Genomic DNA, 15,033 nt, shown 5'->3' with positions numbered 1-15,033 from the left:
AGGGGGGGCGACATCGACCGGCGACCTGATCGCTCCACTCCCTCATTTGCCCACCTGGCAGGCCGGCCTGCCCGGAACCAAGTCGACACCATGATTATCGATTTCACCAAGACCGATCCGTTGCTGGCCTACCAATGGCTCACCGCCACCGTGACCCCACGCCCCATCGCCTGGGTATCCACCCGCTCGGCCCAGGGCATCAGCAATCTGGCGCCATTCAGCTTCTTTCAGGTGGTGACCGGCACGCCGCCGACGGTCATGCTGTCCCCCCTGGTGCAAGGCGACGGCAGTCCCAAGGACACCGTCCGCAACATCCAGGAAACCGGGGAGTTCGTCGTCAACCTGGTGCCGTTCGCCATGGCAGACCAGATGAACGCCACCGCCTTCGGCTACGAGCACGGCATCAGCGAGTTCGAGCGCTGTCACATCCCGAGCCAAGCGGCCGAACACGTCCAGCCCTTGCGCGTCGACGGCGCCAGCGTCAGTTTCGAATGCAGGATGGCCGCGCTGTACCCCTACCCGGAACACAAGCCGTCGTGCCACATCATTCTGGGAGAAGTGCTGCTGGCTCACATCGACGAGTCGATACTGGACGAGCGCGGCCGCGTCGACCCGGCCCACCTGGACATCATCGCCCGCATGGGCGGCAAGTGGTACAGCCGTACCCGCTCGGAAGCCAACTTCGAACTGTCGCGGCCGAGCGGCTGGGATGACCGCTCGGCCGGCCGGGCCACCCGGTGACGAGCGGGCGGTCTAAACGTATTCCGGGCAATTAAAGTTGTAGACATTGCCCCTTGTGAGGCTTGGCTTGTAGAGACATGGTCCGAAGCCGTTACACCGACAAAGTTATAGACAGTGCTCGGGTACTAGCGGCTCCGTGACACAAAATGGTCAATTAAAATCGTAGCCCTCTTGGAATACATGGCTATTGGAGCGTCGGCTCAGGGGTGACAATAGGCCTCGAGGGGGTCAAGCCGAATGACTGCAGCCTATTGTATCCGGACACCCTGTTCAGCCAATGACTGACGGCAGTTCGGTCAAGGCGGACATCTACTATTATCTTGGCGAGTAGTGTCCGCTATCGACCCGGTCCGGCCATTCGGGGCTGTGCTGCTTCAGCGGCAGATATCTGAGTTGAGCAGTCGCTAATATGGCTGTTTAGGGGCCACAGCTCTTGATCAGCCGCGTTGGTTGCGCCAAGAACTTAAGCGTAGCGAGACCGCATTGGCAATTAGAGGTAGGCCTTCGGGCGCTGACGGTATCGCGATTTCCTCCCCGGATGGCCTAGTCCGATGCCATCAAGTCGGTGTGGCGGTATACGTTCGAGGTGTTCCTATGCTCACAGACATGCAGCTGCGGGCACTGAAGCCAGCCGAGAAGATCTACAAGTTCGCTGAACAGCGGGGGCTACATGTGGCGTGACGCGTTCAGCCGACCAGCGCATCGATCATTGCTATGCTACGCATCCTAGGAAATTCGTGGCACTATCAACTTGTTTGGCCAGCGGATGAGTAAGGGCGCTAGGAATGCTAATTGATCACCTTACGCCTCATGCGGGCGCAAGAAGCTCGTTCCTAGTGGTTACGTCGCTCGCTATTTGAGTGGAGCGTCCCCTGAAAGTCCGGACACAGTCTCCCACTTACAATTACGGGTAGGCATAAGACTGTGTATATGACTAACAACAAGCACGAAGTGATGGAAGTGTTGAACCGTGCCTTTGTCGACGCTTCCGCCCATCAAGGTGAGCAGCCCGATGCCACACGCAGCAGACCCTTACGTTCTCGTCGACACGCGACACGGAACAATGCTTGCCAATCGCTTTGACGAATATGTCGGTCAAGCGTTGATCCAATATGGCGAATACGCAGAGCTTGAAACGCAGTTGCTCTTGCAATGTACCAACCGGCCGGGCACTGTAGTCGAAGTCGGCGCCAACATCGGCAGCCAGACGGTGCCCCTGGCAAAAGCGGCCAAAGCCGTCGGTGCAGACGTCATGGCATTTGAACCACAACCGTTCGTGTTCCAGAACCTGTGTGCGAATCTCGCACTGAGCGCTGTGGACAATGTGGCCGCGTGGCCTTTCGCGTGCGCAATGCATCCGGGAACGGTCTGGCTCACCTCTCCCGATTACCGGCGGACAGGTAACTTCGGCGCAGTATCGGCTCAATCGCAACCGTTGGAGAATGGCGTTCAGGTGCCGTGCGTACGACTCGACGATATGACGTGCGAGCGGACCGTGCAGCTCCTGAAAGTGGACGTCGAAGGGTTCGAGTTACAGGTACTGGAAGGCGCCCGGGATGTTCTCACGAACCACCGTCCGATCTTGTACGTCGAAAATGATCGAGTCGCCAACTCTTCTGCGCTCATTCAATACTTGTGGGGGTATGGCTACCGGCTTTGGTGGCACATCAGCCCACTATTCAATCCGCAGAATTTCAGGGGCAATGCGGAAAACCGCTATCCACAACTTTACTCATTCAACATGCTGGGCCTCCCACAGGAGTCCAGCCTCGTGCTCCAAGGCTTCGAGGAAATCGTCGATGCAAGCGCTCATCCGTTGTCGGGGCGTCAGCAGCCCTAACTGGCCAGCAAGCAACTTGCGCATCGAACATTGCCTTGTTTCATACCACGATCCGAGTGCAATTTACTCAGCCGCATAAAAGCGATGTTGTCAATTGACGTTTTTCGGCTGAAGTAACCCGCAGCAGCCGTCTGGCTCCACACGTCGCGCATTTTCCACCCAATATGCATGAATCTCGTCAGTATGGCAGTGGTTTAGCGACCATCAACATGATGGATGGTAATCATGCGAACGTACAAAAAGTCTGTAGGGCAAGCCTTGGCAGCCTTTTGCAAGCTGCAATTAAATGACTCTATTTGTCATAAAGAATGGTCTGAACAAGTCTCATTGAATTTCGAGATTCTCTTAAAGAGTATTTGCAATTCTTAATATTTATTACCTAATATACATAATTTCTCCCAAACTGTTGACCGGGGCGATTATGAAACGCAAGAACGTAGCACCGAGACAACGTGCGATCGCCGCAGCCATTGCCGGCGCGCTCACCGGGCTAGCGCCGCTAGTCGCAAAAGCCGACTGTGGGGTCAATGGCACAATCAGCGCCAACACCACCGAAATCGGCTGGTCCTCGGGGAACTGCACGATCGCCCCCGGCGTCGTCCTCTCCAATTTCAACACTGCAACCGCTTTGCTGGCGACCGGCTCCTCGCTGGGCACGTTGACCAACAACGGCACCATCGCCGGCATCACGTATGGGGTGGTCAACTCCGGAACCATCAGCGTACTGAACAACAACAGCGGCGGTCAGTTGGTCGGCGGCAGTGCGGGTATTCGCAATACCGGCTCCATTAACACGTTCAACAACGACAGTCTCGTCAGCACGACCGGCATCGCCGGCACCATCGCGGCCGGCATCAACAGCTCTGGCACGATCGGGACGCTGACTAACACTGCAACCGGCACGATCACCGGTGCCGGGAGGGGGATCCTCAACACCGGCACCATCGGCATCGTGAACAACATGGGCCTGCTCGCCGGTAGCGGCACGGTAAGCGGCAGCATATTCGGCATCGATAACAGCACCGGCGGCAGCATTGGCACAATCCTCAACAGCGGCACTATCAAAGGCTCCACCTACACCGGAACGATCGTCGGCTACGGCATTCTTGGCGAAAATTCAAGTACCATCGGCACGCTGAACAATAGCGGCACCATTACCAACGAACTGGGCATCCTCGTCCGCAGCGGCGCCACCCTTGGCACGCTGACCAATAGCGGGTCGATCGTCGGCACCTTTTCGGGCGTCGTTGCGCAGTCCGGCACCATCGGCACAATCGACAATACCGGGCTCATCAGTGGCGCGACCACCCAGACCGTCACCGGTTTCCCGAGCGGACCTTATACGGGTATTTTCGCTCTGGCCGGTGCGACCATTGGCTCGGTGATCAACAGCGGCACCATTACGGGGCTGTTCTACGCCATCAATATCGACAGCACCAGTACCATCGGCCAGATCAGCAACAGCGGCTTGATCGCGGGTAACATCCGCAACTCCGGTTCTGTCGATCTCAGCATCAGCGGTGGCAGCGGCGCGGTATTCGGCACGCTGACAGGCCTCAGCGGCGGGATCGGCAGCACGGCAGAGGGCACCATCACGAATACCTCATCCAATGTGGTGTTCGGGTCCGGCAACCTGCTGCTCAACGACAAAGTCAACGTTGGAAGCCATGCGGTCAATAACACCGGCGCCACGCTGCAGGTCAACAATCCCATCTCGATCACGGGCAATTACACTCAAGGGGCATCCGCCACGCTGTTGGTCGGTGTTGCGGACGGTGCCGTCGCCGGCGGCTCGATCGGTAGCGACAGCGGCTATGGCAGGCTGGTCGTCTCAGGCACCGCGAATATCGCGGCCGGTTCTGCTGTGACCCTGCAGAAGCTGAACGCGTACGGATTCGCGGCCGGCCAGCGCTTCGTCGTCGTCGATGCAGCTGGCACCGGCACGAACTACAACGAAAGCACGCTGCGTTATTCGATTGCCGGAGCGTCCGGGTTGGTCGTCACCGGTGCGGCCGTGGCCAACGGTGCGAACAGCGATCTTGTCCTGACGGTTGCCAACCCAACGACGACAACGTCAATGCCGACAGGTGCAACCGCACCCAATGCCGTGTCAGCGCTTACCGGGCTGGCAAACTACACTGGCATCAGTCCTGACCTGCTCAACCTGTACAACGCGTCGCTCGCGCTCGACGCCAGCGGCTCAACCCAAGCGCTCAACGCCGCGGGCAAGCAACTCAGTCCGACTTCGCCGGCCTCGTCGAGTCGCGCGGCGGCCGCTCCGACGTTCGACGTGCTCAATATCATCTCAAGCCATGCCAACGGTTTGCGTCTGGCGCAAAACGGCGGTAGCGGTATCTCGACCGGCGAGGCTCCGCCGACCTGGGGTGTTTGGGGGCAGGCGTTCGGCGGGCATGCGAGCCAGGACGAGCGCGATCAGGTGGACGGATACAGTGCCAATTATGGCGGCCTGCTGCTAGGCGTCGATCGGGCGGTTTCCGATACATGGCGTGTCGGCGGCGCATTCAGCTACAGTAACGCCGCTGTCGACAACACGGGCGATACCGCCGGGGACAGCACCCGCATTAACTCGTACGGCCTGATCGGCTACGCCAGCTACGTGGCGAGCAGGTGGTACGCCAATCTGTCCGCGGGCGTTGTTGCACAGCGCTACGACACGCATCGCGTGATCAACTTCACCGGTTTCTCCGGCGAGGCCAACGGCAGCTTCAGCGGGCAGCAGTACGTCGCGCGCGGTGAGATCGGCTATCCGCTTTCGCTTGGCAGCGCGACTGTCACGCCGCTCGGGAGCCTCACTTACAGCTATTTGCATCAAGACGCCTACACCGAATCGGGAGGTAACGGTGCAGCGCTCTCGGTCGATGCCTCGCACCTGACCTCGGTCTCCACCGACATCGGCGCGAAGATCCAACGCGAGGTGTCGACCTCCTACGGCGTACTGGTGCCGGAGCTGACCCTCGCATGGCGCCACGAGTACAACAACCAGCGTGCACTCACCACCGCGACCTTCGCCGCCGACCCCAGTGGCCAGACCAGCTTCTCGGTGCTCGGCACGAGCCCCTTGAGGGACTCTGCCGTCCTGAGTGCGGGCTTCACGCTGCTGAAAGAGCGGAACCTGAGCCTGACCGCACGTTATGATGTCCAGCTAGGGCCGGGCTATCTCTCCCAGGCTGGCAGCCTGCGATTGCGGCAGTTGTTCTGATTGCGGACGGCGAGGCCGGCTCGGTTGCCGGCCCTCGCTCTGGCCGCGTTTCCAGGCGCCTTGGCCTGAAATGCGGCCCCGTCTACCGACAGCCCATGAGGGGAGCGATGCCGCCGCACGCATGTGCTACGATCGCATCTCATTGATGTTTATTCTTTCCATGGTCCCGATTTCTTGAGCATGTCTAACGCTGCGCCTCCGGGCAACATGAGTATCCAGGAAGCGCTCACGCGGGCATACGCGCACTGGAATGCCGGTCAGGCCGAGCAGGCCGAGATCCTTGCCCAGCGGGTGCTGGCCGCATGGCCTGGCCAGCCCGATGCGCTTCACCTGCTTGGCCTGATGGCACACGCCTACGGCAACTTGGATCTGGCGATTTCCCACCTGAGGCAGGCTTGTCTCGCCCCTCGTGCGCCGGCCGTGTATTCGAGCAATCTCGCGGAAATGTACCGCCAGAAGGGTATGCTGCCGGAAGGCGAGGAAGCCGCGCAGCGCGCCGTCGCGATGGATCCGACGCTCGTGTCCGGGTGGAACAATCTCGGCATCGTGCTGCAGGAAGCCGGCAAGCTCGAACAGAGCCGCGTGTGCCTGGAGAGGGTTGTTGCGCTCAATCCCGAATGGCCTGAAGCGCAAAACAACCTCGGCAACACGTGGCGGCGGCTCGGACAGATGGACCATGCCGAGGCCTGTTATCGCCAGGCGCTCGCGCTCAACCCGTCATATGCGGAAGCGCACAGCAATCTCGCCTTCCTGCTCTCGGCGCAAGGCAGCTACGACGAAGCTGCCCAGCATGCGCGGCAGGCCATCGATCTCAATCCTCGTCTGATCGACGCGTACCTGAACCTCGCGGACGTCGAGATTTCCCGGCTGCGCCACGATGCGGCGCTGCGCGCGCTGGATATGCTCAATGCCTTCGCTCCGGAGCATCCGGCCGCGCTCACGGCACGCGCGAAGGCGCTCAGACAAATTGCGCGTACCGAAGAAGCGTTGGAAATCGCGCGTCACGCCGTTGCACTCACGCCGCGCAGCGCCGAGGCCCACCACACGCTTGCGATCGTGCTGCAGGATCTCAGCCGGACAGACGAAGCGCTCCAGGAATACGAGCAGGCCGCGACATTGCCCGGCACGGTGGCAGAAGCGGCGTTGGTAGGGCGCGCTACCCTGTTGACGGAAGCGGGGCGCAGGGTCGAAGCGCTGGCGGCCTTCGAGCAGGCGCTCGCGCGTTTCCCGGGCTCTGCGCAGGCGCTCGCAGCTCGCTCAGAGCTGCGCACGTTTGATGCGGACGATCCTGACATCGGGGCGCTAGAAGCCTGTCTCGCGGAAGGCGAACGACGCTCGCTCATCGATCGCATCGCGGCGCACTTTGCGCTCGGCAAGGCCTACCTTGACATCAAAAATCCTGAGCGGGCGTTTCACCATTTTGAGGCCGGCAACCGCCAGAAACGCGCTTCGTTCGACTACGACAGCAAGGAGACTGGCTGCTGGATGGAACGCATCAGCACGGTTTTCACTCCAGAACGGTATGCACGGCTCGCCGGCCTCGGCAAGCGATCGATGCTGCCCATCTTCGTCATCGGCATGCCACGTTCCGGCACCACGCTGATCGAACAGATCCTCTCGTCGCATCCTCAGGTGACGGGTGCTGGCGAACTGTCGGCGTTGCGTCTCGCAATCGACGAAATGGGCAACTTTCCTGACTGCGTTCTTGCGCTAGATGACGAGGTTGGCGCTGAAGCGCGATTGCGCCAGTGCGGGGAAGCTTATCTGGCTCGCGTAGCGCCGCTTGCCGGAGGACGGCCGTACGTCGTCGACAAGATGCCTGGCAATTTCCTGTATGCAGGTGCGATCCCGCTGATCCTGCCGGGCACCCGGATCATTCATGTTCGGCGTGACCCTGTCGATACCTGCCTGTCCTGCTACACGAAGCTGTTCAGCGGACCACAGCCGTTCGCGTATGACCAGAACGAACTCGGCGTCTTCTATCGCCAATATGAACGCCTGATGGCGCATTGGCGCGAATTGCTACCCAGCGACGCGTTCATCGAAATCGAATACGAGGCTGTGGTCGACGACCTCGAAGGCGAGGTGCGTCGTCTCATCGATTTTCTCGGTTTGCCGTGGGAAGAGGCTTGCCTGCAGTTTCATACGAATCGCAGAGTGGTGCGCACCGCCAGCGTGAACCAGGTACGCCAACCCATCTACAAAACGTCCAAAGGGCGCTGGCAGGCTTATGCCGAACATCTGGGTCCGTTGCTGGACGCTCTCGGGATTGTAGTGCCATGACCTTGGATGTGGTGGCGATCGAGCGTCAGGTTCGCCCACTGATTGCCGCTGGTAAGCTTGAAGAGGCGGAGGCGCTGGTCCGTCCGTATCTGGCATCGGGAAGCGGGCCGCTGGCGCTATGGCGTCTGCTGGCGGATGCCATCCGTCCACAGGGCAAAATCGGGGAAACCCAGGCCATTCAGGAGATGCTGGTTGCGGTGGCGCCGGGTGATTATGCGATGCGCTTCAACCTTTCGGAAACCCTGCTGCTGCAAGGCCATTTTGAGCGAGGTTGGCGTGAGTACCACTATCGCTACAGCCTCGCCCACACGACGCGTATCGAGCGCAAGGTGCAACGACCGCGCTGGGATGGCCGGCCCATTCCCGGCAAGACGCTGCTGATCCACGACGAGCAGGGCTACGGTGATACCTTCCAGTTCCTGCGCATGGTGGCTTGGGCACGTGAGCGCAGTGGTGCGAGGGTTATCCTCGAAATCAATGCTGAAAGCGTCTCGCTGGCACAGCGCTACACTGGCTTCGACGAATTGATCGTGCGCGGCAGTCTTCCGCCCGCATTCGATGTCCACTGCGAGATGATGAGCCTGCCGATGGTCCTGGGCCTCAAGCTGGAGGACCTGCCTGGGCAGATTCCTTACCTGTCGGCTGATCAGCAGCGTCTGGCCAAGTGGCAACAACGCCTGGCCGGGCTGCCGCAGCCGCTGGTGGCACTAGTCTGGACCGGGCGTCCGACGCACTTCAACGACGCGAACCGTTCGCTGAAATTAGAGGAATTGGCTTCGCTCGTACGACCGGATACGACCTTTCTTTCGATCCAGAAAGGCCCCGCTGCGGAACAGGCTGCATCACCCCCTCCAGGCATGAGGCTCGTATCGCTCAGCGACGAAATTCAGGATTTCGAAGATACCGCCGCGATCCTCAGCATTGCCGATCTGCTGATTTCGGTCGATTCCTCGCCGGTACATCTGGCTGGCGCACTCGGGCGTCCGGCTTGGGTGATGCTGCCGTTCGTTCCCGACTGGCGCTGGCTGCTTGGCCGTACCGACACTCCGTGGTATCCCAGCGTACGGCTGTTTCGCCAGCCATCTCGAGGCGATTGGCACAGTGTCATGGCCGCCATGGCGCCGGAACTGGCGCACGTTGCTATCGGGCAGGGGTAAGGACCATGCATGTGCCGGGATCGAGAGGGCTGTGGAGAGTAGCCCTCATTCCGGCGGGGGTTTTAGTGCTTCTGTTGGTAGGATGTGCAGAGCTTGACCGGAATGCCCATGCCGATGCGCTGGCGGCACCGGCCGGCTTGAAGCGTGAGAACGTTGTTACCGAACAATTTGTGCTCACGGCTTTTACTCACATCGCACAGCCCGACCAACCTCTGACTGTATACATCGAGGGTGATGGCCTAGCCTGGATTACACGCAACGAACCCTCAGCGGACCCGACCCCGCTCGCAGCAACCGGCTTGGCGCTGGTTGCCGCAGATCCCACTCCAAACGTGGTGTATCTGGCCCGTCCTTGCCAGTTCACGCCCATGGAGCTGAACCCCCATTGCGAGGTGTCGTACTGGACTGGCAAGCGGTTCGCCCCCGAGGTGGTGGCGTCGATGAACGAGGCCGTTAGCCACTTCGCTTCACGCGTACCTGGGCAGCACATCAATATCGTTGGTTATTCCGGTGGCGGCGCTATAGCCGTGTTGATTGCTGCACGCCGCACCGATGTCGCCTCGATCCGCACGGTGGCGGGTAACCTTGACAGTGAATTCGTCAACCAGCTGCATCATGTTTCGTCCATGCCGGAATCTGAGAATCCAATCGATTTCGCGTCGCGTGTAGCAACGATTCCGCAGGTGCATTTCAGCGGAACGGACGACTCGGTTGTACCGCCGGAGGTGGCGCAGCGCTTCGTCCATGCTACTGGAGGCCGATGTGCTCAGGCGCGTACCGTACAGGACCTTACACACAACAGCGACTGGGGCAGGCAGTGGCCAATGCTGTTGGCAATGGCTCCGGTCTGTGCCGGGAGTTCAGGACAATAAACATGAAGAAACATCCATCTACCTTTTGGCTGACTGGTTTGAGCGCAGCAGGTAAGACCACGCTGGCACACGCGTTGGCCGATTCGCTGGCTGCTGCCGGCCTAGCCTGCCAGATTCTCGATGGCGATGTTGTTCGCCAGGAACTCTGCCGGGATCTCGGCTTCTCCCGAGAGGATCGGTGTGAGAATGTACGCCGTGTGGCGCAACAGTGCCGCAAGATCAATGAGGCCGGCACTTGGGCAATCGTCGCGTTGATTTCCCCGTATCGTGCTGATCGAGCACGCGCACGTCAGATCGTAGGCGAGTCGAAATTCTTCGAGGTACACCTCGCTACGCCGCTGTCGGTGTGCGAGGCGCGTGACCCGAAAGGCTTGTACCGTAAAGCAAGGACAGGGGATATTGCCAACATGACCGGGATCGACGACCCCTACGAGGTGCCGCTCAATCCCGAATTGCGGCTCGACACAGGTACCCAACCACTTGCAGAGTGTGTCGCGGCGGCCATTGGCCTTCTGCGTCTTGGCGATATTGCGTAGAAGATGGCCCCGTGATTTTGCTACAGATTCAATCGTTCTCTGGCCTGACATTATGAAGCTGCAACGAGGTGAAGGGGGAACACAGATTAAATATCTGATCTAAAGGTAAGGTGCATTCCCAGTCGGTCAGATTTCTTGATTAGTCGCGATTCAAGTTTGCAAATAAGAATATCTGGCTGATAAACCAGAATGACTGTTCATGGACAACTGGTTGAAAGACAGTTTCGGCTTAAGTGTTCGCATAGGCTACACGGCAGCTTTCGGATTCAAGCGGCCTATCCAATGGCACGTTTCCTGAACTGTCGAATGACAGGTTGTGGCCGAAAGCGGTCGTTCTAGCACAAAGGCATGCCCGACCGCTTTGGCCGACAAGCCGAATCTGCTCGAGCCTCAACCCCTGCCCCATTTACTTGCTAACGCCCTCTTCCCCAGTCAACTGTAGGTTCAAGGCGTTACCACAGGTAGCGCCTCTTTTCTTGCCTGCACTTCGTTGCCAGTCAGCCGTCATTCTCGGCGCCATGGAGCGTTCCAACATGCTCGACGGATTCAAAAAAGAACCGCTAAACACAAGGTCTAGCGGGCTTTTTGTCACCTACGGATTCCAGAGGAAGGGCATTGCCACCTCCTCGTCCCTCTAAAAACGCGGAAGCGTTCAACCAGAACTTTCAGGTCGTCCGCCAAGCGTTCGAGCTGGACCGCATTGTCGTGCGCGCGTTCCGACACCTCGGCCACGCGGCCGGCGTCCTGATGGAGATGACAAGAAATGCCGCCTGCTCGGTGGGCAAGAACGGAGAGGCAAGGATAGATCGAGGTGAGCTTCAATTCAGCGCCCGCCCCTGGCAGGATCACGCCGCGGCTGAACAAACCATAATCAGCATCGCCAACGAAGTCCCCCCCCCAGCGGGCGCTGCCCCAGATGCGCCTTGTGCATAGCGCCCAAAACGCCGTCCCAATCCAGTGCGGACTGGATCTGTTGAGCCGAAATCATTTGCATCGACTTCCCCCGCCAACTGTTCTGTTTGGCAGAATTGAATTCATGAACAGAGCCCGCCTATAAGGAAACGGGCATTTGTGATGAAGACAATGACGTGCCGGGCTCGCGCAGGCATGATCCCGCTCAAACCTTCAGACCCCGAAGGCCCCCCCTTTTTTGTCGATACGGCCCAGGTTCGGGCAAGGTCCTTGCCTACCGCGCACCGCCCCGCACCTCATCCAGCAGAACTTGCAGCGGATGGCGAAGCTGACGGCCGGCAAAGCGCTTGGTCTGACTCCGGCATGAGTAGCCGGTCGCCAGCGCCTCGCCCTCACTCGCCGGCGCGTCAACATGAGCGGCCCACGATTGCTGGAAGATGACCTCGGAGGTCGACACATTGCGTGCTTCGTGGCCATAGGTGCCAGACATGCCGCAGCACCCTGTCGGCTGTACCAGCAGTTGCAAGCCGCGGCGCTTGAATAGCTGCTCCCACTGCCGGTTGCTGTCCGGTGCATTGGTCTTTTCCGTGCAATGGGGCAACAAGCGGTAGCTTGTGCCGGCCTTCGTAGCGGCTTCCGGCAATGCCTGCTGCAACCACTCCTGCGGCAGCAAAACCTGCGGCGGCGTCCCCATTTCCAGCACTTTGGCGTACTCCTGCCGGTAGGTCAGCGTCATCGCGGGGTCCAGGCCGACCAGAGGGATGTCGAACTGGCCGACTTCCTGCAACTGGCGCGCATTGCGTATCGCTGCTTTTGTAAAGGCGTGAAGAAAGCCCTGCACATGCAACGGCTTTCCGTTCGGGCTTAGCGGGGCAAGCCACACCTGATAGCCCAGACGCGCGGCCAGCTCGATGAAGGCACTGAACAGCTCCGTCTCGAAGTAACGGGTAAAGGCATCCTGCACCAGGATGACGCTACGGGCACGCTGTTCTCCCGACAGCCTGGACATGGCCTGGGGCGTGGCCGGCCGGACGTCCCAGCGGCGCAGCGTATCCGCCAGCTTGAAGCGGCTGAACAGCGGGCTGTCGACAATACCGACATGCCGGGCGAGGAGTTTGCGCACCCAAGTTTGGCTCATCAGGCCATTGTAGAGAGCCGGCACCTTGGCGAGATACGGCATGCTGTATTCCAGCGAGCCGATCATGTAATCGCGCAAAGGGCGCAAGTATTGGCGGTGGTACAGCTCCAGAAAGCGCGAGCGAAACTCGGGTACGCTGACCTTGACGGGGCATTGGCCGGTACAGGACTTGCATGCCAGGCAACCTGCCATGGCGTCGTATACCTCATGCGAAAAATCCGCACTCCCCCGCCGCATCGCCCGGCTATTGCGCCAGCGCTTGAGGAAGCTTCCCGCAAAGGACTGGCGCTGGCGGGCGACCTCAAGCACATCCACCCCGGCTTGTCCTTGCAGACGCAACCATTCACGCATCAGCGAAGCCCGCCCTTTCGGGGAATGGACACGGTCGCGTGTCGCTTTCCATGAGGGGCACATCGCATCGTCGGGGTCGAAGTTGTAGCACGCGCCATTGCCGTTGCAATGCATGGCGGTGCCATAGCTCTGCCAGACGCGCTCGTCGATTTGCCGGTCCAGTTCCCCACGCGTGGTCACCTCATCGATCTTCAGAAGCTGAATCTTGCTGGCTGGCGGCGTGGCGATCTTGCCCGGATTGAACTGGTTATAGGGGTCGAACGCCGCCTTCAGTTGCTGCAAAGACGGGTAAAGTTCGCCGAAGAATGCCGGAGCGTACTCCGAGCGCACCCCCTTCCCATGTTCGCCCCACAACAACCCGCCATAGCGTTGCGTCAGTGCGGCGACGCCATCGGAAATCGGTCTGACCAGTGCGGCTTGCTGCGGATCTTTCATATCCAGTGCGGGCCGCACGTGCAGCACGCCGGCATCGACGTGGCCGAACATGCCGTACTGCAGCTTGTACTGATCCAGCAGCGCCCGGAATTCAGCGATGAAGTCCGCCAGGTTCTCCGGCGGCACCGCCGTGTCTTCCACGAAAGGCTGCGGACGCGCTTCGCCCTGGATATTGCCCAACAGGCCGACCGCGCGCTTGCGCATGGCATACACCCGCTTTACTTCGGCCTCTCCCACCGCAATGGTATGGCCCAGGCGTTCCACGGTCGTATCCGTGCGCAGGTGAGCGATGAAATCGGCCACTTGGGCATCGACTTGCCCGGCATCATCGCCGCTGAATTCGATGAGGTTGATCCCCAGGGTCTCGCGGTCTTTGTCCTGAGGAAAATACTCACCCACGCTATTCCAGACGATATCCTGCATGGCCAGCAGCAATACCTTGGAATCGACGGTCTCGATCGACAGCGGGTTAAGGGCCAACAAGGCGCGCGCGTCGCGTAGCGCGTCCATGAAACTCCCGTAGCGCACATTCACCAGCACCGAATAATTCGGTATCGGCAGCACATTAAGCTTGGCCTCGATGACAAAACCCAACGACCCCTCGGCGCCGCAGAGCACGCTGTTGAGGTTGAACCGTCCATCCGGTTCGCGTAGATGGGCCAGGTCATAGCCGGTCAAGCAACGGTTGAGTTTGGGAAACTTGGCTTCGATCAGTGCCGCTTTTTCTTCACTGATCTGGCGTGCCGTACGGTACACCTTGCCCACGCGGTCCTGACGAGCGCATTGCTGTTCCAGCTCTTGCTCATCGAGTGGCCTGCCATGCAGGCGCTCGCCGCCCATCAGCACAAAATCAAGCGCCAGGACATGGTCACGGGTCTTGCCGTAGGTACAGCTCCCCTGCCCGCTCGCATCGGTATTGATCATTCCGCCGATCGTCGCCCGGTTGGACGTGGACAGCTCGGGCGCGAAGAACAGTCCATACGGCTTGAGGGCGGCATTTAGCTGATCCTTGACCACCCCTGCCTGTACCCGCACCCATCGTTCCTCGGCATTGATTTCCAGGATGCGGTTCATGTGACGGGAGAGATCGACCACCACGCCATGGGTCAGCGATTGCCCATTGGTGCCCGTTCCGCCACCACGGGGGGTGAGCACCACATCCCGATAAGACGGCGTATCCATGAGTGCCGCCAGGCGCTGCACATCGTGGGCATCGGCAGGGTAAACCGCCGCCTGGGGCAGGCGCTGGTAGATGGAGTTATCCGTCGACAGCACCGTTCGAGTGCCGTAGTCGGCACTGATCTCTCCAACAAACCCACTCGCCTTGAGCGCGTCGAGAAACGCACGAGTCGTTGATGGCAGTTCTGTGTCTGTTTGGGCGAGTAGAGCAATCGACATAGCGGCAACCGTAGTGATGAGCCAAGGAGAAACCTTGACCTGTCTGCATGAGATGGAAGTGGCATTCCCACAATGGTGCTAGTATCCCTGAGCCACCTCACGGCAACAAACGACAATTTCACAGCAAAAGAATGAGTAAAACTCATGAAT

At 59.9% G+C, this 15,033-nt stretch carries 8 protein-coding genes; 7 read left to right on the top strand and 1 reads right to left on the bottom strand.

The window, feature by feature from the left end:
- The first annotated feature begins 90 nt into the window (after positions 1-90).
- From NH8B_RS04305 to cysC, 7 genes are all read left to right on the top strand, one after another.
- Positions 91-741: a flavin reductase family protein gene (locus NH8B_RS04305; protein WP_014086176.1), complete on the top strand. Its 651-nt coding sequence runs from the start codon at positions 91-93 to the stop codon at positions 739-741.
- A 1,063-nt stretch (positions 742-1,804) separates the two neighbouring features.
- A complete protein-coding gene (locus NH8B_RS04300) occupies positions 1,805-2,581 on the top strand; it encodes an FkbM family methyltransferase (protein WP_014086175.1) in 777 nt (258 codons plus the stop codon).
- Between the two features lie 421 nt (positions 2,582-3,002).
- Positions 3,003-5,801 (top strand): autotransporter outer membrane beta-barrel domain-containing protein, encoded by a 2,799-nt coding sequence (locus NH8B_RS04295; protein WP_014086174.1) that lies wholly within the window; start codon positions 3,003-3,005, stop codon positions 5,799-5,801.
- A 207-nt stretch (positions 5,802-6,008) separates the two neighbouring features.
- Complete coding sequence (locus NH8B_RS04290; RefSeq protein WP_148282935.1) at positions 6,009-8,084, top strand: tetratricopeptide repeat-containing sulfotransferase family protein; 2,076 nt, start codon at positions 6,009-6,011, stop codon at positions 8,082-8,084.
- Complete coding sequence (locus NH8B_RS04285) at positions 8,081-9,241, top strand: glycosyltransferase family 9 protein (RefSeq protein WP_014086172.1); 1,161 nt, start codon at positions 8,081-8,083, stop codon at positions 9,239-9,241. The genes NH8B_RS04290 and NH8B_RS04285 overlap by 4 nt, the downstream gene beginning before the upstream one ends.
- Positions 9,242-9,306: 65 nt before the next feature.
- Positions 9,307-10,113, top strand: coding sequence for an alpha/beta hydrolase family protein (locus tag NH8B_RS04280; RefSeq protein ID WP_198408191.1), 807 nt, complete (start codon positions 9,307-9,309; stop codon positions 10,111-10,113).
- Between the two features lie 2 nt (positions 10,114-10,115).
- Positions 10,116-10,649, top strand: coding sequence for an adenylyl-sulfate kinase (gene cysC / locus NH8B_RS04275; RefSeq protein WP_014086170.1), 534 nt, complete (start codon positions 10,116-10,118; stop codon positions 10,647-10,649).
- Positions 10,650-11,835: 1,186 nt separating this feature from the next.
- Here cysC and NH8B_RS04265 read toward each other — a convergent pair.
- A complete protein-coding gene (locus tag NH8B_RS04265) occupies positions 11,836-14,883 on the bottom strand; it encodes a D-2-hydroxyglutarate dehydrogenase YdiJ (protein ID WP_014086168.1) in 3,048 nt (1,015 codons plus the stop codon).
- Positions 14,884-15,033: the final 150 nt, after the last annotated feature.

The sequence above is a fragment of the Pseudogulbenkiania sp. NH8B genome (assembly GCF_000283535.1).
GTDB classification, from domain to species: Bacteria; Pseudomonadota; Gammaproteobacteria; order Burkholderiales; family Chromobacteriaceae; genus Pseudogulbenkiania; species Pseudogulbenkiania ferrooxidans.
Note: the sequence above shows the minus strand (reverse complement) of the source record. Positions and strands in the feature narration are given on the sequence as shown.

What these genes read in the sequence shown, in the direction of transcription:
- NH8B_RS04305 (WP_014086176.1), top strand. Translation starts at nt 91, where the DNA reads ATGATTATCGATTTCACCAAGACCGATCCGTTGCTGGCCTACCAATGG.
- NH8B_RS04300 (WP_014086175.1), top strand. Translation starts at nt 1,805, where the DNA reads ATGCTTGCCAATCGCTTTGACGAATATGTCGGTCAAGCGTTGATCCAA.
- NH8B_RS04295 (WP_014086174.1), top strand. Translation starts at nt 3,003, where the DNA reads ATGAAACGCAAGAACGTAGCACCGAGACAACGTGCGATCGCCGCAGCC.
- NH8B_RS04290 (WP_148282935.1), top strand. Translation starts at nt 6,009, where the DNA reads ATGAGTATCCAGGAAGCGCTCACGCGGGCATACGCGCACTGGAATGCC.
- NH8B_RS04285 (WP_014086172.1), top strand. Translation starts at nt 8,081, where the DNA reads ATGACCTTGGATGTGGTGGCGATCGAGCGTCAGGTTCGCCCACTGATT.
- cysC (WP_014086170.1), top strand. Translation starts at nt 10,116, where the DNA reads ATGAAGAAACATCCATCTACCTTTTGGCTGACTGGTTTGAGCGCAGCA.
- NH8B_RS04265 (WP_014086168.1), bottom strand. Translation starts at nt 14,883, where the DNA reads ATGTCGATTGCTCTACTCGCCCAAACAGACACAGAACTGCCATCAACG.